Genomic DNA, 19,514 nt, shown 5'->3' with positions numbered 1-19,514 from the left:
GATTATAGATGTATGAAAAGGTAAAAGGAATTTTGGGGCGTAATCTATCTATATGATAATTCAAAATGAAATATAAGTCTATATTTTAATGTTTTTTTTGATTATATTTATGTCACTGAGCTCAGAACAATGATTTGGAGGGGAAATATATGAAATCGAATTATGTACCAGTTTTAATTGTTGGAGGGGGATTATCTGGGTTAGCGTCTGCGTTATTTCTTGCAAAACATAACATTGAGTACTTACTTATTGAAAGGCATCCGTCTACTGCCATTCATCCGAAAGCAGGCGGTCTTACTTTACGTACAATGGAGTTATTTCGAGAATTAGGCTTGGAAAAAAGAATTAAATTGGCAGGTAAAGCATTAGAGAACTGCCGAGGAAGAATAGCGGTTCATACAATAGCTGAGGCGAATAAAGAAGAATTGGAACAAATGAGAGCGACACAATACGGAAACGATGAAGAGTTACTTCAAAAAATAGAAAAGATTAGTCCATCAAAACAAACTGCGTGTTATCAAATTATTTTAGAAGAGATGATGTTACAAGAAGCGAAAACATTAGGCGGGCAACTATCTTTTTATCATGAATTAGTTTCATTTGAACAAAATGAAAACGGGGTAAAAGCAAAGATTCGAAATCGTGAAACAGAAAAAGAAAGTGTCATACATTGTGACTATGTAATTGCAGCAGATGGAGCGAAAAGTAAAATACGTGAGCAGTTAGGGATTAAAACTGAGGGGCGTGGAACCATTGGTGGCTATTATATGAATATTTATTTTGAAGCAGACTTAAGTGAGTTTATACAAGGAGACGCATTCGGTTTTTCTATGGTACTTCATCCAGAGGTTCTTGGTGCACTGATCCCAGTAGATAACGTGAAAAAATGGATTTACCATGTAGCCTACGATCCATTAAAAGGAGAGGGACCAGAGGATTTCACGATGGAACGTTGTAAACAAATTATTGAAATAGCAATTGGAAGTACAAATGTTGAGTCAAAAATATTAAGTGTTTTACCGTGGGAAGCGGCCGAAAGTACAGCAATGAAATTTCAAGGAAATCGAGTCTTTCTAGTTGGAGATTCAGCACATATTATGCCACCAACAGGCGGATTTGGTTCAAATACAGGAATACAAGATGCGCATAACTTAGCTTGGAAATTAGCGGCTGTTATAAAAGGGAAGGCAAAACCAAAATTGTTAGAAACATATCATGAAGAGAGACACTCTGTTGCAAAATTAACGACAGCTTATGCAAGTAGTTTACTGTTTCGTGCTGCGAATAGAGAGGAAGGCAGTTTGAATAATATGGATGGTTTAGCTGTTACAGTTGGATATCAGTATTGTTCAGAGGCAATTATAGATAATTCAGTCACTCCACATAGAATGGATAGCATAGAGTTGAACGGAAGACCTGGAACGCGAGCGCCACATTTATGGGGAACGTATGAAGGGAAGAAAGTTTCTACATTAGACTTATTCGGTAACAGTTTTGTATTACTTACAGGAGTAGAAAATAGTTCTTGGGCTGAGGCAGCACATACTGTTTCAGTTAAATTAGGAATAAATATAAAAGGGTATCGTGTTGGCTTAAGTGGAGACTTTATTGCTCCAGAAGATATTTTTAGCAAATTATATGGTATAGAGAATGGAGGTGCTGTATTAATTAGACCAGATGGCTTTATAGGATGGCGTTCAGAAAAAGCGGTAGTAAATCCAGATATAGTATTGGACGAGGTAATGGGAAATTTATTATGTGATTTTTAAGTAACTACGGAAATATTGTTTTATGTGCTTCACTGCACTGAAAAAAATATTCACAAATTTCAATAGGTTTGATATGATTAAATTCGACAAGTTAATAGAGGCCGGAGATATTTGAGAAAAGCCATAAATTTATTTAGGGATACAGGAGTGTAGCCTAAATAATTTATGGCTTTTTTTATTGAATGAACCGTACAAAATAGGGAGTTACATGTGAAAAGGAGGGCTATAGAAATTAAATAGGATAATACTAGTTTTCTATATTAATAATATAGAAAACATTTGTAAGATTGGAATTTTCATATAGGTTTATAAAAATAATGAAAGTGTGTCTTCTGTTTCGTGTAAATCTCATTAGCTTGTTGAAATTTGCAACGTAGGAAGGGTTAGAAGAATGAGAAAGATTATTAGCGTTTTAGTTATTTTCTTTATGACTGGAAGTATCTTTGCTGGGGGAGCTGTTCATGCGAAAGCAGAAGGAAAGCATGAATGGAATACGAATAAGTTTTTAAATATTGCACATCGCGGAGCAAGTGGACATGCACCTGAGCATACTTTTGCTTCTTATGATTTAGTGAAAAAAATGAAAGCGGATTATTTAGAGTTAGACATTCAATTAACAAAGGATGGCCAATTAATTGCAATGCATGATACAGCAGTTGATCGCACTACAAATGGAACAGGCGAAGTACGCGATAAAACGTTAAGTGAAATAAAGAGTTTAGATGCTGGATCATGGTTTAATAAAGCGTATCCAGAAAAGGCTAAGCAAGAGTATGTTGGGCAAAAGGTTCCAACTCTTGAAGAAATCTTCCAAAAGTATGGAAGAAGTATGAAGTATTATATTGAAACAAAATCACCAGATGTGTATCCAGGAATGGAAGAGAAATTGTTGGCGTTGTTACAAAAATATAATTTAGTAGGCCAAAACATGTCTTCTAGCCGTGTTATGATTCAATCATTTAGTAAAGATAGTTTGAAAAAGATTCATAGTATGAATGAAAATATTCCGTTAGTTCAATTGCTTTGGTATTATCCAAATGAAAACAATGAAATTGTTGAATGGTCTGGCATTACACATGAACCGAAAAGTGTAACAAATGATGATTTTCAAGAAATTAAAAAGTATGCAGCTGGTATTGGACCAAACTTACGTAATGATAACGGGGAACTAATTATTGATGAGTCATATATGAAAATGGCTAGGAAAAATGGACTGTTAATTCACCCTTATACAATTAATGAGAAACCAGATATGAGACTGTTAATCAAATGGGGTGCTACAGGAATGTTTACAAATTATCCGGATCGATTACATAGTGTATTGAAGGAAAAATAAGTGGAAAAGGGTATACCAGTGTTTTAGGTATACCCTTTTTAATTTAACTCTCCGATAAACAGAATCTCTTTTTCATAGCATTCATCTACATCATAAATAATTTCTTGAAAGTGAAGCGTTTTGAAGGTATGACAAACTGAAATTTCCCATGTCTCCCAAAAATCAATTTCATTTGAAAGAAGAATCCATTTTTGAAATTCACTATTTCTATTAAAGAAATTATGAAAGTAGTCCTCATTTTTAAATGTAATGATTTGCGAATCCCACAAATTATTTATAGGAATCAAAACAACAACTCGATATGTATGTGTATCGCTCGGTTTCATATTTATTAAATGATTTGCTTGATTTAATAAGGTTTGAATACATAATCGTTTTACTTTTCTAGGTGTTTTACGAGAGGCAATAAAAGCTTGCGAAACTGGCAATAGCATATTCCAATATTCATCGTTATAGAAAGTAGAAGGGAATGTTTTTGTATGTTCCTCAATTCGCTTTATCATAGTGTTTGTTTTTCGTTTCATACCACGTATTTTCTTTTCACGCATTGCGAGTCATCTCCATAAATTTTTGTAATGCAGCAGAGTGATATATATCTTTTCTAGTAATAAAAGTAGTAGGAACTTTTTTGAAGCTATTTGGTAAAGGGTTGAATGATACGTCATGTTGATGACCATTTAAAATAGACTTCATCATAATTGCTATGCCCATACCTGATTTTACACATGCGAGAATCGCTTCAATTGTTCCAAACTCTAATACTCGCTTAGGTGAAATTCCTTCTTCTTGAAGCAAATCTTCTAATAAATTTCTATAATAGCACCCATGACTAAATGCAAGTAAATTCATGTCTCCTATGTCTTTAAAGGAAGATAAAGGCTTTTTGCTAATGAGAACTAATTCTTCTTCACGAAATATATTTGTATGAAGTTCAGCATGCTGAGTAGAGCCAGCTATAAACGCTCCGTCCAGTTTTCGTTCTAGTACAAGCCTAATCAATTGTTCCGTCGTATTTGATTCTAAAATCAATTCGACTTTTGAGTATTTCTCATAATAGGCCGTTAATATAGATGGAAGTCTTACAGCGGTTGTAGATTCTGTACATCCAATTTTTAAAGTGCCTCTTGGTTCGATCCCATTACTTTGAACTGCTTTAACAGATTGATCCATTAAGTAGATAATTTGTTTGGCGTATGTTAATAAAATCTTACCATTAGAAGTTAAAGTTACACCTTTTCCGTTTCGGTAAAATAAAGGCACACCTAATTCGTTTTCTAGTTGCTTCATACGCATTGTTACGCCAGACTGTACATAGTTTAAATTTTTAGCTGCGTGAGATATGTTTTTTTCTTTCGCAACTTCGTAAAATACAGTTAAATCTTTTATATCCAAGTATCATCCCTCCAGAAAAGGTATCATTTTTTTTGATGAATTACATGATAAATCTTTATTTTATATGATATCAGAACTTTCATACAATGGAAGGGGATGGAGGGATTATTGTGTTAATGGAAGAAAGGGTAAATAGTACTTATAAGTGGGTTATGTTAATTTTTGCGACGGTTGCTCAAACAACAGCGACACTTATAACGTATGGTGTTGGAGCGTTTGCTTTATTTTGGAAAGAAGAATATGCACTTACGAATACGGAGATTGGATTGTTAGTAAGTGTTGTAAATATAGGACCGCTATTTTGTATGCTTTTTGTCGGGCGGCTACTTGATCAATACAATGAAAAGTTGTTAATTTCGATAAGTTCATTTTTACTAGGAGGTTCGTTTTTACTGACTAATATGGTCAATGGATTTAATGGGTTACTCTTTGTACTTTTATTAGTAGGAACGTTTTATAGTGTTTCGCAGCCAGGAGGAAGTAAGGTGATAATGAAGTGGTTCTCAAAAGAAAATCGCGGGTTAGCGATGGGGGTTAGACAAGCCGGTATACCGATTGGTGGTACATTAGCGGGAGTATTGATCCCGTTTCTTACAATAAAATATAATATGGCCTATGCGGTAAATAGTATTGCATGTATTTGTATAATTGGAGGGTTTTTATTTTTTATATTTTATAAGGAACCATATATTCAAGAGAAAGTTAAACAAGAACGTAGTAAACTTTCTTTTTGGATGCAGTTAAAAGAAGTGATGTGTAAAAAAGAGTTATATGCAATTTATATAACTGGCATTTGTATGATTTCATTGCAAATGGTGTTAGTTGCGCACTTTATAAAATTTTTAGTATTGGAACAATCAATCACGCCAATTTTAGCTGGAAAAGTATTTTCCGTTATGTTCTTTTCTGGAATGGTTGGTAGGGTTATATTAGCAGCTACTAGTGATTTATTTTATAAGGAGAATAGGCGTACCCTCTTATTTATAACTGTTTGTATTTCTATTTTCTTCATTCTAATATTAGTAATGAGCATACATACAATAACGAATGTATTGTATGGTGTAAGTGCATTGTTAGGGTTCTTTGCAATTGGATGGTTTAGCCTTTTCATAACTGAAGTTGCGGAATCAGCAAGTGAAGAATCGGTAGGGATGACAGTGAGTTTTGCACTTACATTAAATCAAATTGCCATTATTGCTGCGCCTGCTTTATTTGGTTATATTGTAGATAAGAAGGGATATACGTATGCGTGGTTATGCATAGTTGTATTACTAACTATTTCAGCGGTTAGCTTATATAGGGAGTATAGAAAATGAAGGAATGTTAGCAATGTAAATTTTTTATGAAGAAAGTCTAAAGAAATGTTGAATGAGCGACATTTCTTTTTTTATTTGTTGTATAATCAAAATGTAAATGAGATTCGTTTTCAATTTCGTTCATTACCTCTTTTGAAATTACCTGTAATTTTAGCCATAATTAGCTGTTTTTCTTTATCGTTATTTGCATGATTTATTTTATTTAAAAATTTTTCAGCATCATTTCCTTTTAATACCATAATCTGTTTTCCGTAATATTCAATTAATACCATGTTATTTTTTGTTATCCGATAATGAAACATCTTATCATCTAAACGATTGCGTTTATCGGTGTTTTTCATATTACATCTCCATTCTTTTTAGTATGTAACAAATGTTACAAAAGAATTTGAAATTATAGTGTAACGCATCCGATTGTATGTTGGAAATTTTGCAAGAAAGAAATACAATAGAGAGTAGTCAAAATTGAAAATGAGAAAAAGGAATCTAGTTTTAACAGAGTGAATATTAAATAATATTATAATATACTTGATAATTAAAAGATATAAAATAGAATGGATGTACGTTAAGTGAAACTAGATAAAAGAGGGTTCCTAGTATGTTAAAGAAATGGTTAATCGTTTTCTTTATTTTTGCAGTTTTTTGTGGAAGTATTGTTACACTAATACATGCAAATAAAGGAAAAAAATATGATGCAAAGGCATTTTCTAATGTAAATAGTAAGCAAAAAGATGTTAAGCAGGAAATTGATGCGAATGAGAAAAAGCGTTATGAAATTGCAGCTGGAAAACTAGATCAGTACTTAAAAGATAAAGGATTTAATGGAAGTGTTCTTGTAGCAAGTAAAGGTCATGTGATTTTACGAAAAGGCTACGGTTATGCGAATGTGAAAGATCAAGTATTAACAACGCCAAGAACGAAATATCGCATTGGTTCTATTACGAAAACAGTTGTTGCAATATCTATTATGCAACTAAAAGAAAAAGGGAAGTTGAACATTGAAGACAATGTAAATAAATATATCCCATCGTTTCCAGCAGATAAAAATATTACGTTACGAAACTTGTTAACACATACGTCTGGATTACCAGAACAGGGACAAGGTAGTGTTGACGCAGCATCACGGTTAAAATTAGTAACGTGGATTGGGGCACAAACGTTACAATTTCCAGCAGGGACAGGATGGAAATATACAGATTATAATTATATGGTGCTTGCATATATTGTAGAAAAAATATCGAATAAACCACTTGCTGAATATGTGAAAGAAAATATTTTGACTCCCGTTGAAATGAATGAATCTGGAATGGGCGCAACACTTCCAGAAGATATTTTCTTAGCAGAAGGGTATACGAAAAAAGATAATAAGTTAATAGCCACGCCGCGCTTAAAAATGAACTGGCTGTATGGTTGTGGTGAAATGTATACGACTGTTGAAGATATGAAAAAGTTAGATGAAGCTATTATGGATGGTAAACTACTTTCTAAACAAAGTGTATCAGATATGTTTTCTGCATCACCTGCAAGAAAATATGGATTTAGTTTCTATATTTACCCAGATTATTATCATAACCACGGTGTATTAGCTGGCTGGAACACTTTTAATAATTTTAACTGGGATAAACGAACGTTTGTCATATTATTTTCTAACGTCCAAAATGGTATGAATGACGCATTTAATCAAGAATTCAGGAAAATGGCGAATGATTTAATAGAAGGAAAATAATTATAAAAAATCGGTATTGATATGTAATTATCAATACCGATTTTTTTATTTTGTAAAGTTTTACTTACTGAATAAAGTGAAACTTTATTCAGTGGAGGGGCTTTGTTCATCCCCCACTGAGTAGAAGCCCTCATCAATCGGGCTTTTACGGGCAGCAGGGCCCCCACCTAACTTTTTTGCTTGCGCTGAATTTTGAGGTGAGGGTCTTACTGCCCATAAATAGCGGGATAAATAGGTAAGAAAGGTGATTGGCATATGAATAAATCTAAATAGGTAGTTAAATGCTAAGTAATGCAAAGAACAATTGGTAATTTTTACATTGATAAAAAAGCTTGAGCTTCACACTATGTGAAGCTTTATATTATTGGAGACAAGAACAGGAGGTTGAAAAAATGAAAAAAGCAATAAAGTTTTGTTTAATAGCTACATTATCTACAACAATTATTAGTGGATGCTCTTTTGAGGGTAACAATGAAAATGTTAAAGGGAAAGAAGGGGAAAAAGTAGAGGTACAGAAAAATGCTGGGAAATATACGATGCCAGATGAAAAAGATAAACATGAAGGTACATGGCTGCAATGGCCACATGAATATACATATGGTGAAGAGTATAAGAAGGAAGTTGAACCTATTTGGGTTAAGATGGCAAGTGCTTTAACTGAGGGTGAGAAAGTCCACATTGTTGCATATGACCAGGAAGAAAAAGAAAGAATCAATAACCTTTTAACAGATGAAGGGTTAAATATGGAGAAGATTGATTTCTTTATCGCGCCTACTGATGATGTATGGGCAAGGGACAGTGGACCAATTTTTGTTTATGACAGCAATAAAAATCTCAAAATATTAGATCCAGCATTTAATGGTTGGGGGAAGAAAACACCTTATAAAAATGATGCTCAAATACGTAAGAATGTTAGTAAACAATCAGGAATTGAAAGAGTTGATTGGGGGAAATTTGTCCTTGAAGGCGGCGCAATTGAATTAGACAGCAATGGGACTGCTTTATTAACTCGAAGTGCAGTAACGAATAAAAATAGAAATCCTGATTTATCAGAAAAGGAAATTGAAAAATATATAAGTGACCTTGGGGTATCAAACTTTATTTGGTTAGACGGAGTACCTAATTTAGATATTACGGACTTTCATATTGATGGATTTGCTAAATTCCATAATAAATCTACCATTGTAACGATGAAAGAAGATGACCTAGCCGAATGGGGTTTATCTAATAAAGATATGGATACATTGTTAGATGCAAAAAATGCTTCAGGACAGAAATATAAGTATGAATACTTGCCGCTTAGTAAAGAAAAGGTTGCTTTAGAGAATGGAAAAACTCTCGATTATAAGGGATCGTATATCAATTATTATATCGGAAATACAGTTGTATTAGTGCCTAATTATAATGATCCGAATGATAAAATTGCAAACGATACGATTCAGAAGTTATACCCAGATCGTAAAGTAGTCGGTATTGATGTGAGAGAGTTGTATAAAAACGGCGGTATGATTCATTGTGTGACACAACAACAACCAATTGCATTGAAGTAATTAATTTTGATTTCGTTGTGCTGCTATATAGACAAAATAGGTGGAATCTTATTACCTATTTTGTCGTTCCTTATTATTTGTAATAATAAAATTTCAATATAATGATAAATGAATTGTAGTGTATGTTCGCTTTTCGTTTTATATGGTAAAGGAGAAAAATGTTTGTGTTAAAGAATTTTAAAATAGTGTTTTCGTATTTCCCTATCGTTTTGCAGTACATTTTAAATGTAGCTTTAATTTGCTTAGGGGTTGTTCTAAGTGTGTTTCTTATGAAAGAAGTCATTCAGTTTATACAAGAAATGAAATTGGATAGTAATGAATCTAGTTATCATTTAATTGATAGTATCGTTGTATTCTTTTTGTACTTTGAATTCATCGTAATGATTATAAAGTATTTTCAAATGAATTTTCATTTTCCATTACGATATTTTATATATATAGGTATAACAGCTATTGTGCGTCTCATCATTATAGATCACGATAGTCCGTTAGATTTATTGTTATATGCCTGTGCAATCTTTGTACTAATTAGTGCATTGTTCATTGCGAATTCTAAAATGATGCGTCGGGATTTAGAATAGTGACATTTGTTGTTGAATTAAATAAGATATTTTATCTTTTTGCAAAAAAGGAGTAACGGTATTGAAAGAAATAATCTTAACCAGCCTCATAATGATAGGGTTTATGATTCTATTATTTAATTGTATACTTTCATGATTTAAAAGAATAAAAGGTTAATAGAGAAAGAGGTTTTTGTAAATATGGTTCATTACAATAATCAAAATAGTTTACATCAAATATTTACATTAAAAGGGACAATTATAAGAGATATTTTCCCACAAATCGTATTATATACGTGTATTTCAACGATAGTAGCTGTGATTAATTATTACTATACAGAAATAAATATAAATCAGACTCCTTGGGTAATCGTCGGAGGAGCTTTAGGATTACTATTAGTGTTTCGTACGAATACTGCCTATGATCGGTACTGGGAAGGTAGAAAGCTGTTTGGCACGATTGGTGCTTGTACTAGAAATTTAGCAATTAGTTTTTTGTGTCATTGGGATTCTAAAGGGAAGAGTATGGAGCAGGAAAAAATAAAATTTTTACATCTATTAATTGCATTTCCAAAGTTAGCGAAAGGACACTTGAGAGAGGAAAAAGATTTATCTGAAGTGAAATCATTGCTTGCTGTCTGTTCTGAGAAGGAAAAAACATTTTTGGTTGAGTCCAATCATTTACCGATTAGTATAGTTTTTATGTTGAAAACTATACTATCAAAAGGTTTGAAAACGGGGCAAATTCATCCAAATGCGATAATTAGTATGGAAACAGATTTGAATACGTTACTTACATCTGTGGGTGGATGTGATCGTATCAAAACAACACCTATTCCTTTTGCATATTTTGCTCATATAAAAATTTTATTGATTATATTTTGTGCAACTTTACCGATTGGTCTTGTTGATAGTCTCGGATGGTTTACAGTACTTGCGACTACGTTTATAAGTTTTGCATTCATAGGTATTGAAGCAATAGGGGTTGAAATTGAAGATCCCTTTGGTCAGGATCCAAATGATCTTCCGCTAGAAGGAATTTGTATAGGAGTAGAAGCGCATTTGGTGAATCTATATAATCAAAATGATCTATTAGAAGTAATGGGTTTGAATCTTGATAAAAAAATCATTTGATCATGTATTGTTGTTTTAAAATAGGTTATTTAAAAACTTGTCAAGAGTCAATTCAAGGCTTAACGTCAGCTTTATATTTTTTATATAAATATATAATATTCCTCCATGCTATAATCCATTCATAAAATGTACATGTTGCATGAGTTGGAATAAAAAAGACATGAATTGAGGATTAGTTGGCTTTGTGAAATCAATTATGTAACTACTATTAAAAAGCGAGGTAAATAATATGGAACAAAAACATAATGGAATTATTTTTACTGCAATACCAGACGAATCGAATGAATATTATCAACCATTTTATGAAGACTTGATTTACTTTAATGAATGTTTAAATGAAAAGAAATCAATTGCGGATCAACTTATATCTTTATCTGTTGAAGAACAAGACTTTCATACGAGCTGTTTTGAGTATGATGATATTTGGCTAAGAGATGTTGCACCGGTTGTCACAAATCATCTAGTTAAATTTAAATATCGACCAAATTATTTGCCAGATGATCAAGGGCGATATTTAGATCAACAGTTTAATAAATGGTTGAAAAAGAATGACTTTGAATATGTGAAATCCCCATTAATATTAGATGGTGGTAATCTTATTTGGAATAAAAAAGATACCGTAATATTAACAGAACGTATATTTGATGATAACGATGATTGGACAGAAGAGGAAATTATTGAGCAGTTAGAATGGGATTTAGATGTGAGCCGAGTTATTATTATTCCTGCTGAAGAAGGGGATGTACTAGCACACGCAGACGGAATGGTTAAATTTATTGATGAACATACAATGTTTATTAGTGATTTTTTAGGGGATCATGAATTTAGATATAGTGTTCAAGAGATTATTCAAGAACAAATGCCAGAAGCTGAATTTATAGTTGTTCCTTCATCATATACAGAGAAAGGACAATATGATCAAGAGATAGCATCAGCAAAAGGGTTGTATATAAATATGTTAGAATCATGTGATGCTCTTTATGTTCCTAAGTTTGGACTAGCTAAAGATGAGGAAGTTTTACGATATATTCAACAGTATACGGAGAAGCAAGTTATTCAAATTCATGTAGGAGAAATATCAACAATGGGAGGCGCAATGAATTGTTTAACGTGGTATTGTCCAAGCCATTTGTTACCTTCAAAAATGAGAAGATTAAAAAATCAGAATGAAGATTTTTCAATGAAGAAGATTTTTGATTGGTTTTAATAAATAAGTAATGAAAAGAAAATCTATTCAAGGAGTATTGATATGTATACCATCGCTGAGTTTTCTCGGATTTGTAAAATGAGTACGCGGATGTTAAGACATTATGACAAAGAGGAGATATTAAAACCGGCATATGTGAATCCGGTTAATGGGTATAGATATTATGAACAAGAGCAGCTGGAAGTAGCGTTGAAAATCAAAAAGTTAAGGGAGTATAAATTTCCTCTTCCAAAAATTAAAATTGTTTTGCAGTCATCAGATCAAGATTCGTTTGTTCAACATATACAATCACAAATTATCGAGTTGTCTCATGAAGTGAAGCAAAATTTACAGGTTATTTCAGAAATGAATGAAATGGTAAAGGTGAATAGTAGTCTAAATATTGCTCGTCATAGAAATTACGATATATTAATGGGAATGAGGAATGAAGTAACGATAATTACTCAAAGAGTAAAAATAGATATAGATGATATGGATGATTATTTTTATGACTTATATGAAGAGGTACAAAAAAATAATTTTCAAATAGTCGGTTCACCATCTGCAGTCTTTTATGATGAAGAATATATTCCAAGTAACAGTGATATTGAATTAAGAATCCCGGTTATGCAGGGGAATGATGAAGACGTAGCACAAGAGTATGAAATGAAACAACTAAGTCCACATCATATCGTTACTACTATGCATTATGGAAGTTACGACTATATAGGTTACGCTTATATAGCGTTAGAAGAATGGATTGAAAGAAATGGGTATGTGATAATTAATTCGCCATATGAGGTTTATATAAAGGGACCTGAATGTGATTGTTTAGCAGAAGAGTATGTGACACAAATTTGTTTTTTAGTTACGAAAATAGAATGAGAATAAGGATTGACATTAACATTATGTCAATCCTTATTCTATGTATGAAAGCAATTTATCATAATAAAAAGGAGAGAGAATATGAGAAGAACAATCATGATTATTTGTCTCGTTCTAAGTATGGTATGGATTTCCGCATGTACTGCTGGAGTAGGAGAAGGTGAGAGTGGTAGCGCTGTACTACCAAGTCAGTTACCTAAAAATGTAGTGTTTAAAAATGGTACAATCTATACTTCAAATGAAAAGCAAGACATCGTAGAGGCTGTAGCCGTTAAAGAGGGGAAAATTATATTTGTTGGTTCAAACAAGGATGTAGAGGAATTTATAAATGAAGATACGAAAGTGGTGGATTTACAAGGACGTTTTATCCTTCCTGGTTTTGTGGACAATCATAATCATATATTTGAAGCAAAATCACCAGCAGCAGGAAATTGTAGTGTCTCACCAGATGCTTCTCTGCAAAAACAACGCTCGTATTTAAAGGCTTGTAAAAAAGGTGTGAAAGATGGCGAATGGATAAGTGGAACGGGGTTCAGTTTGGAAGCGTTGTTAAAAGATATGGACGAAAAATCAGAGCAACAAACCCCATTACAAGTTCTTGATGAGTTATTTCCTAATAATCCAGTATTAATTATGGAAAGAACCTCCCATTCTGTATGGGTTAATTCAAAGGCACTCGAGTTAGCTGGAATAAATAAAGATACAAAAGATCCACAAGGTGGAAGGATTATTCGGGATTCCGAGACAGGAGAACCGTTTGGTATTCTTTATGATACAGCAGGAGATATCGTGATGGAAAAAGCATGGAATTCTCAACCAAATCTGTTTGAAAAAAATTATGAAGGTTTATTAGACGGTTTAGATGAGGTTGCAAAGAATGGTATTACTACAGTTGGTGATGGACGTCTTTATTGGAAGCGAGGCTGGTTAGACGTTTGGAATAAAGTAAATGACGAAAAAAAGCTAACGTCACGCGTAGTACTTCGACCATGGGTATATCCAAATTTAAACGAAGCAGAACAAATGGAGTATTTCAAAAAAATTAAGCGTGATGATGTGTCATCCCGTATGCTTATTAATCAAGTGAAAATGTATAGTGATGGAATTAGTATTAATAGCACTGCTAAAACACTAGAAAAATATAAATTTGAATGGTTTACAGGAACTCCGTATGGGTTGAATTATATTCCAGAAGAAAAAATGAAATGGTGGTTAACCGAATTAAATAAAATTGGTTACGGTGCACTTATTCATACAATTGGAGATGCTGGGGTAAGAGAGAGTTTAAATGCGATTGAAGCAGCGAAAAAAGAAGGTGCAAACCAGCCTTATACACTTACGCATGTGGAAATGGTAGAAGATAGTGATATAGATCGTTTTGCTAAGTTAGGTATTAGCGCTGATTTTCAAGTAGGTCATGATTTTGCGGAAGATCCAAAACAAAGCTGGGCAAGTACGTATTTTACAAATCAGCAAATGAAACGAATTATGCCGTTAGGGCGAATTTGGAAAACCGGTGCGAATGTATCACTTAGTAGTGATTGGGATGTAAACGAACTGAATCCACTTGTGACGATTTCAAATGCATTAAGCATTGATGAAAAGGGCTTGTCTGATGTATACGCAGCTATTGATGCCTATACAATTAAGCCAGCTAAAGCGCTAGGTCTTGATAACATTACAGGTTCGATTGAAGTAGGCAAATCAGCTGATATGGTATTACTAAATGAAGATATTACTAAAATGAGTGCCGATAAGATTCCGAATGCGAAAGTTTTAGTGACGGTTTTACAAGGAGAAGTAGTGTATCACAAGGAGAAATAAAGAGTCACCTTATAAAGTTGCTACAAGTAAATGAATATATTCCTGTTGACCTTAACACGATGTCAAAGTATAGACTGGACATACATTCATATAAGTCTAGTGGTAATAAGTCAAGAGTAAAACAAGACTGATTTTTTCTAGGTGCAATTTTTTAAAGCATACGGAAATAGACCCGACCAAAAATGCAATTTTTTCGGGCCGTTTTCCAAGGGTGCATCAATAACCAAGGGTTATTTTTCTATCACGCTCCTTGGTGGCGTGTAGAGTTGATGGTTACGTAGTAGCGTATCCACCAGACGCACAAATTTTCTTGCGGTTAAGACGATGGCTCTTTTGTGTTGATGTTTGGGTGTTTCGTTGTATTTCTTTTGATAAAACACTTGATATTCAGGCAAATATCTTCTTACTGAATTGGCAGCCTCAACTAAGTAATAGCGAAGATAACGATTGCCTTGTTTGGTTAATGGTGTATTCTCAGACTGATAATTGCCTGATTGCTTGATTTTCCAACTTAATCCGGCGTATTTAGCTAGTTTTGTTTGATCTTCAAAGCGTTGAATTTGTCCAATTTCGGCAAGTAATCCCGCAGCGTAAACTTTGCCAATACCCGGAATACTTGTCAGACATTGATACTCTGGTAAGACAATGACGAGCTGTTCAATTGCCTTATCAAGGTCTTTGATACTAGCTTCTAGTGCACGGATTTCACGGGCAAGAACACTCAAAATAATATTGACAGATTGTTGAGCCACTTCACCTAAGCGGTAAGACATCGTAATGGCGCGTTGAATTGTTTTCGCTAATCCTTCCGGATTTTTAAATCGACCGTTTCCTTTTTCTTGAAGTAAAGAAGCGAAATCTGTTAAAGGCATATGGGCTAACTCATCCAATCCATAATCTTCTGTCATTAAAGACAGTAAGGTTGCGCCAAATACAGAAGAAGTCGTTTTACTATTTTTCAATTCGCGCGTGAGCGCGTTACATTTGTAAGTTAAATTTTCAAGAAAATGCTGTTTCGTTTCTACAAGCTGTCCAATTAGTTGATAACGTGTTCGAGTTAAGCGTTGTAGCGCCATATATTTCTCTTCTTTAATTGGAGAGGTAGTATACCGTTGGATTCTTAAAAAGTCAGCGATTCGCATCGCATCATTTTTATCGGTTTTATCTTCATCAAATATTCGGCTGAATTGTTTGATTCGAAAAGGATTTTCAATTGTAACGACGGTATTGATACGTTGTAGTTCTCGATCCTCGTTAAAAAATGTTGCAGGGTGAAAACTATACATAGAGGTGGACTCCATACCAATCACAATTTGAGAAAACGAGTAGACCTTTTGAAATGTCAAGATTTTTTGTTTGATTTGGCTGGCACCTTCTATGTCATTACCTAGACTCTCTTCCAGAAGGATTGTCAACTTATCATCGTCTGATAAAAAACAAACATCTAGTTTTTCAGAGCTGACATCTAAACCAACAAATAATTTCATTTGGAAGGACCTCCTTTCATGAATAATTTAGAAAATGCTTCGATACTGTGGGATTTCCCAGAAGCTCATTGCGTAACCACAACCTCGCCTACAAGAATACAATGACAGCTTTTTGGGGGCTACCTTTTGAACTACTATTCAAAAGCCCAATTCGCTATCGAAACAGCTAGTGTGTTGGTAGTGATAACAATGGCTCGGGTAACAGACTTAGTATCGTAGACACTGCTACAGGGGTGATAAGCAAATTCCCGATGGATCCTTTCCATACATCCATTGTATCTGAGAAATTCAACAGTATCGAAACAAATTCCGTAAGGAATCTTTTGGTATAGTTTAAGCTTTACATGAGGGTGATTTAAAAACAGAAAGCTTTATCTAAACTATATTTTACGAGGGGTGAACACGTATGAGAAATATAGAAAATAGTTTGTATTATATGCCTGCGGAATGGGAGAAACATGAAGGTACATGGCTCCAATGGCCACATGATAAAACACATAGGGGTGAAGGTTACAGAGCTAAGTTAGATGATATTTGGATATCGATGGCAAAGGAGCTTCACTATGGAGAAAATGTCCATATTGTTGTATGTGATGAAGAAGAAAAAATACATGTCCAATCGAAGTTAATGGAAGCTAACGTGAATATGAATAAAATTGATTTCTTAATTCAAGAAACTGATGATATTTGGATAAGAGATAACGGACCAATCTTTGTAAAAGATAAAGAAGGGAACCGCTATCTAACGCACTGGATATTTAATGGTTGGGGAGATAAATATCCGTACGAAAACGACGCTAATATTCCGAATAAAATAAGTGAAATGTATCGCATTCCAAAAGTTGAATCTAGTGTCTGTCTAGAGGGCGGGGGAATTGAGACAAACGGAAACGGGACCTTAATGGCGGCGGAAACGTCTATTATAAATGAAAATCGAAATCCTACACTAAGTCAGAAAGAAATTGAAATGGAGTTAACGAAATATTTAGGAGTAACAAATTTTATATGGATAACTGGTATACGTGGAGAAGATAATTATGATGAAGATACGGATTATCATATTGATGGCGCAGCACGGTTTGTAAATGAAAATACGATATTGTATGAATATGATCCTTTCGGTGAAGGAGAGTCATATCTTTTGGAGGCGTACGAAAAGCATTATCAAGAATTGCGACAAGCAAGAAATATAGATGGCAAGCCATTTCAGCTCATTCCAGTACCAGTAACAAGAAAATTGGTAAAAGAAGCAGATTGTAAAGGATCGTACTTAAATTTTTACATTGGTAATGAAGTTGTATTGGTACCTATATACGGTGATGAACATGATAAATTAGGGCTTCAAATCATTGAAGGTCAATTTCCAGGGAGAAGAATTGTCGGTATATATGTTAACGAATTGTATGCATACGGTGGTATGATTCATTGTGTGACGCAGCAGCATATAGAATAGAGTAATTCAAATAAAAAGCATGCAGAGCATATACTCTGCATGCTTTTTATAATGTTGAAAACTCCTCAACAAGTTGAGTGAATTGTTTCAATGCACTTTCAATCGGTTCTGGCGTAGTTAAATCAACACCAGCTTTTTTCAATAAGTTTAGTGGATAGTCAGAACTTCCACCTTTCAGGAATTCAATATAATTTTTCTGAGCATTCGGATCACCACTTAATAGTTTATCAGCGATTTGAATGGCAGATGCGAATCCAGTTGCATATTTGTATACGTAAAACGGGCGATAGAAATGAGGGATTCTAGCCCATCCGTATTTTACTTCTTCATCAAATACAAGTGAATCACCGTTATATTCTTTAAATAGCTTTTCATAAATTTCACTGAAGACTTGTGCATTTAATGGTTTACCTTGTTCAGCCATTTCATGTGTGATTTTTTCAAATTCTGCAAACATAATTTGTGTAAAGAAAGTACCTTTAAATTTCTCAATAAAATGGTTAATTAAATGGTTACGCACGTTCGTTTCTTTTGCTTCTTTTAATAAATAGTGAATTAATAACACTTCATTTACTGTAGAAGCGACTTCTGCGACAAAGATAGAATAATGTGCAGAAATTCTTGGTTGGTATCCATGTGAATAGTGCGTATGCATACCGTGACCGCATTCATGAGTAAGAGTGAACAGGCTGTTTAAATCATCGTGATGATTTAAAAGAATGAAAGGATGAACGCCGTATACACCAAAGTTATAAGCACCAGAACGTTTTCCTGGTGTTTCTCTTACGTCTATATATCTTTTATCTTTAAAACTTTTTAATGTCTCAATATATTCTTCTCCTAAAGGAGCTAGTGATGCAATCATAATGTCAAATGCTTCACTATATGGGATGTCTTGTTTTGCACCTTCTACTAAATCGACGCCTAAGTCGTATTGTCTTAGTTCATCTACGTTTAATTTTTCTTTTCGAATTTCATTGTATGTATGTAATGTTTGAATGTTTTTTTTCGTTGTATCAATTAGGTTTTCGTATACTTCTTTCGGAACCATATCGCCAAATAATGATTTCTCTAGCGCTGATGGATAGTTTCTTAATTTCGAAACAGTAACATTATTTTTAATAGCAGCGGATAAAGTAGATGCGATGGAATTCTTTAACTGAACATATGGTTTGTAATATGCTTTATAAGCTTCTTTACGCTTTTCACGATTCGTATCTTCTATTAACTTTGCATACATTCCGCGTGTTAAGTTCACTTTTTCTTCATCGTCAGTCGTCACTTCACCAAATAATATATCTGCATTATTTAACATACCAAATGTGTGCTGTGGAGAAGAAAGAGCTTCACCCATTTGTGATAAAATTGCTTCTTGGTCCTTATTCAATACGTGTTTTTTATAACGATATAATTCAAATAAGTCTTCTTTATAATATTGTAAGCCTTCTGTATCTTCTATGTAAGAATGTAATGTGTTTTCGTCTATGCTAAGTAAGAAGGGGGAAAAGAAAGATTTCGCTGCACTTACTTTCACGTGTAATTGTGATACTTTATCGACAAGAGATTGCGCGTCAGTATCGCGTGTATCAAGGTCAGATTGTAATCGTGCATAAGCGAACATTAAAGATATTATGCTAGAAATTTCTTCACTCTTCGTTAAATAAGCTAATAAACTATTGCCATCGTGAATATTGCCATTAAATTCTTGTAATTCCTTCGTTAATACTTCAATTTTATGAAAATCACTTTCCCAATCTTCAATTGTATGGTAAATGTCTGTTAAATCCCATTTTTCTATATCAGCTACTTGTAATCGATCTTTAAGTTCTGTCATAATCATTTCCTTTCTAAACATGTAGTTATATTTCTATATAACTATGAAATACAACAAATTGC

At 33.5% G+C, this 19,514-nt stretch carries 16 protein-coding genes; 11 read left to right on the top strand and 5 right to left on the bottom strand.

Annotated features, from left to right (window positions below):
• Window positions 1–149 precede the first annotated feature (149 nt).
• Together MHH55_RS11530 and MHH55_RS11525 are read left to right on the top strand one after the other, a co-directional pair.
• The gene (locus MHH55_RS11530) at window positions 150–1,769 is read left to right on the top strand and encodes an FAD-dependent oxidoreductase (protein WP_078186886.1); all 1,620 of its coding nucleotides are present in this window, start codon (window positions 150–152) and stop codon (window positions 1,767–1,769) included.
• A gap of 391 nt (window positions 1,770–2,160) precedes the next feature.
• Window positions 2,161–3,105 carry a glycerophosphodiester phosphodiesterase gene (locus MHH55_RS11525; protein ID WP_001226340.1) on the top strand — a complete coding sequence of 315 codons (945 nt, stop codon included), beginning with the start codon at window positions 2,161–2,163 and terminating at the stop codon, window positions 3,103–3,105.
• Window positions 3,106–3,143: 38 nt separating this feature from the next.
• Here MHH55_RS11525 and MHH55_RS11520 read toward each other — a convergent pair whose 3' ends face one another.
• Complete coding sequence (locus MHH55_RS11520; protein ID WP_074554901.1) at window positions 3,144–3,653, bottom strand: DUF3916 domain-containing protein; 510 nt, start codon at window positions 3,651–3,653, stop codon at window positions 3,144–3,146.
• Entirely contained in the window at window positions 3,646–4,497 is an 852-nt protein-coding gene (locus MHH55_RS11515) for a LysR family transcriptional regulator (protein ID WP_078186885.1), read from the bottom strand. The genes MHH55_RS11520 and MHH55_RS11515 overlap by 8 nt, the downstream gene beginning before the upstream one ends.
• 86 nt (window positions 4,498–4,583) lie before the next feature.
• On the opposite strand from MHH55_RS11515, the gene MHH55_RS11510 reads away from it, so the two are divergent.
• The gene (locus MHH55_RS11510; RefSeq protein WP_130055599.1) at window positions 4,584–5,813 is read left to right on the top strand and encodes an MFS transporter; all 1,230 of its coding nucleotides are present in this window, start codon (window positions 4,584–4,586) and stop codon (window positions 5,811–5,813) included.
• A gap of 110 nt (window positions 5,814–5,923) precedes the next feature.
• Here MHH55_RS11510 and MHH55_RS11505 read toward each other — a convergent pair whose 3' ends face one another.
• A complete protein-coding gene (locus MHH55_RS11505) occupies window positions 5,924–6,154 on the bottom strand; it encodes a hypothetical protein (protein WP_000798794.1) in 231 nt (76 codons plus the stop codon).
• A 257-nt stretch (window positions 6,155–6,411) separates the two neighbouring features.
• Here MHH55_RS11505 and MHH55_RS11500 point away from each other — a divergent pair, with 257 nt between their 5' ends.
• From MHH55_RS11500 to MHH55_RS11470, 7 genes are all read left to right on the top strand, one after another.
• The gene (locus MHH55_RS11500) at window positions 6,412–7,539 is read left to right on the top strand and encodes a serine hydrolase domain-containing protein (RefSeq protein ID WP_000915192.1); all 1,128 of its coding nucleotides are present in this window, start codon (window positions 6,412–6,414) and stop codon (window positions 7,537–7,539) included.
• A gap of 392 nt (window positions 7,540–7,931) precedes the next feature.
• Window positions 7,932–9,089 carry an agmatine deiminase family protein gene (locus MHH55_RS11495; RefSeq protein ID WP_000709181.1) on the top strand — a complete coding sequence of 386 codons (1,158 nt, stop codon included), beginning with the start codon at window positions 7,932–7,934 and terminating at the stop codon, window positions 9,087–9,089.
• Between the two features lie 164 nt (window positions 9,090–9,253).
• The gene (gene psiE, locus MHH55_RS11490) at window positions 9,254–9,670 is read left to right on the top strand and encodes a phosphate-starvation-inducible protein PsiE (RefSeq protein WP_006923430.1); all 417 of its coding nucleotides are present in this window, start codon (window positions 9,254–9,256) and stop codon (window positions 9,668–9,670) included.
• Between the two features lie 180 nt (window positions 9,671–9,850).
• A complete protein-coding gene (locus MHH55_RS11485) occupies window positions 9,851–10,783 on the top strand; it encodes a bestrophin family protein (protein ID WP_078186884.1) in 933 nt (310 codons plus the stop codon).
• Window positions 10,784–11,012: 229 nt separating this feature from the next.
• Complete coding sequence (locus tag MHH55_RS11480) at window positions 11,013–11,990, top strand: agmatine deiminase family protein (protein ID WP_000435519.1); 978 nt, start codon at window positions 11,013–11,015, stop codon at window positions 11,988–11,990.
• 42 nt (window positions 11,991–12,032) lie between these two features.
• On the top strand, window positions 12,033–12,854 hold the full coding sequence (locus tag MHH55_RS11475; RefSeq protein WP_000287978.1) for a MerR family transcriptional regulator: 822 nt from the start codon (window positions 12,033–12,035) through the stop codon (window positions 12,852–12,854).
• 81 nt (window positions 12,855–12,935) lie between these two features.
• Window positions 12,936–14,678, top strand: coding sequence for an amidohydrolase (locus tag MHH55_RS11470; protein WP_001254972.1), 1,743 nt, complete (start codon window positions 12,936–12,938; stop codon window positions 14,676–14,678).
• A 230-nt stretch (window positions 14,679–14,908) separates the two neighbouring features.
• On the opposite strand, the gene MHH55_RS11465 is transcribed toward MHH55_RS11470, so the two are convergent.
• Complete coding sequence (locus MHH55_RS11465; RefSeq protein WP_078188167.1) at window positions 14,909–16,165, bottom strand: IS110 family transposase; 1,257 nt, start codon at window positions 16,163–16,165, stop codon at window positions 14,909–14,911.
• Between the two features lie 406 nt (window positions 16,166–16,571).
• Here MHH55_RS11465 and MHH55_RS11460 point away from each other — a divergent pair, with 406 nt between their 5' ends.
• A complete protein-coding gene (locus MHH55_RS11460) occupies window positions 16,572–17,618 on the top strand; it encodes an agmatine deiminase family protein (RefSeq protein ID WP_001244204.1) in 1,047 nt (348 codons plus the stop codon).
• Between the two features lie 46 nt (window positions 17,619–17,664).
• On the opposite strand, the gene pepF is transcribed toward MHH55_RS11460, so the two are convergent.
• Window positions 17,665–19,452, bottom strand: coding sequence for an oligoendopeptidase F (gene pepF / locus MHH55_RS11455; RefSeq protein WP_078187363.1), 1,788 nt, complete (start codon window positions 19,450–19,452; stop codon window positions 17,665–17,667).
• Between the last annotated feature and the right edge of the window lie 62 nt (window positions 19,453–19,514).

It is taken from the genome of Bacillus sp. FSL K6-2944 (assembly GCF_038005385.1).
GTDB lineage: Bacteria > Bacillota > Bacilli > Bacillales > Bacillaceae_G > Bacillus_A > Bacillus_A cereus.
Note: the sequence above shows the minus strand (reverse complement) of the source record. Positions and strands in the feature narration are given on the sequence as shown.

Excerpts from the sequence above, each read along its gene's own strand:
- pepF (WP_078187363.1), bottom strand. The coding sequence starts at position 19,452 with ATGACAGAACTTAAAGATCGATTACAAGTAGCTGATATAGAAAAATGG.
- MHH55_RS11520 (WP_074554901.1), bottom strand. The coding sequence starts at position 3,653 with ATGCGTGAAAAGAAAATACGTGGTATGAAACGAAAAACAAACACTATG.
- MHH55_RS11480 (WP_000435519.1), top strand. The coding sequence starts at position 11,013 with ATGGAACAAAAACATAATGGAATTATTTTTACTGCAATACCAGACGAA.
- MHH55_RS11530 (WP_078186886.1), top strand. The coding sequence starts at position 150 with ATGAAATCGAATTATGTACCAGTTTTAATTGTTGGAGGGGGATTATCT.
- MHH55_RS11525 (WP_001226340.1), top strand. The coding sequence starts at position 2,161 with ATGAGAAAGATTATTAGCGTTTTAGTTATTTTCTTTATGACTGGAAGT.
- MHH55_RS11500 (WP_000915192.1), top strand. The coding sequence starts at position 6,412 with ATGTTAAAGAAATGGTTAATCGTTTTCTTTATTTTTGCAGTTTTTTGT.
- MHH55_RS11465 (WP_078188167.1), bottom strand. The coding sequence starts at position 16,165 with ATGAAATTATTTGTTGGTTTAGATGTCAGCTCTGAAAAACTAGATGTT.
- MHH55_RS11505 (WP_000798794.1), bottom strand. The coding sequence starts at position 6,154 with ATGAAAAACACCGATAAACGCAATCGTTTAGATGATAAGATGTTTCAT.
- MHH55_RS11485 (WP_078186884.1), top strand. The coding sequence starts at position 9,851 with ATGGTTCATTACAATAATCAAAATAGTTTACATCAAATATTTACATTA.
- MHH55_RS11475 (WP_000287978.1), top strand. The coding sequence starts at position 12,033 with ATGTATACCATCGCTGAGTTTTCTCGGATTTGTAAAATGAGTACGCGG.
- MHH55_RS11495 (WP_000709181.1), top strand. The coding sequence starts at position 7,932 with ATGAAAAAAGCAATAAAGTTTTGTTTAATAGCTACATTATCTACAACA.
- MHH55_RS11460 (WP_001244204.1), top strand. The coding sequence starts at position 16,572 with ATGAGAAATATAGAAAATAGTTTGTATTATATGCCTGCGGAATGGGAG.
- MHH55_RS11470 (WP_001254972.1), top strand. The coding sequence starts at position 12,936 with ATGAGAAGAACAATCATGATTATTTGTCTCGTTCTAAGTATGGTATGG.
- MHH55_RS11510 (WP_130055599.1), top strand. The coding sequence starts at position 4,584 with ATGGAAGGGGATGGAGGGATTATTGTGTTAATGGAAGAAAGGGTAAAT.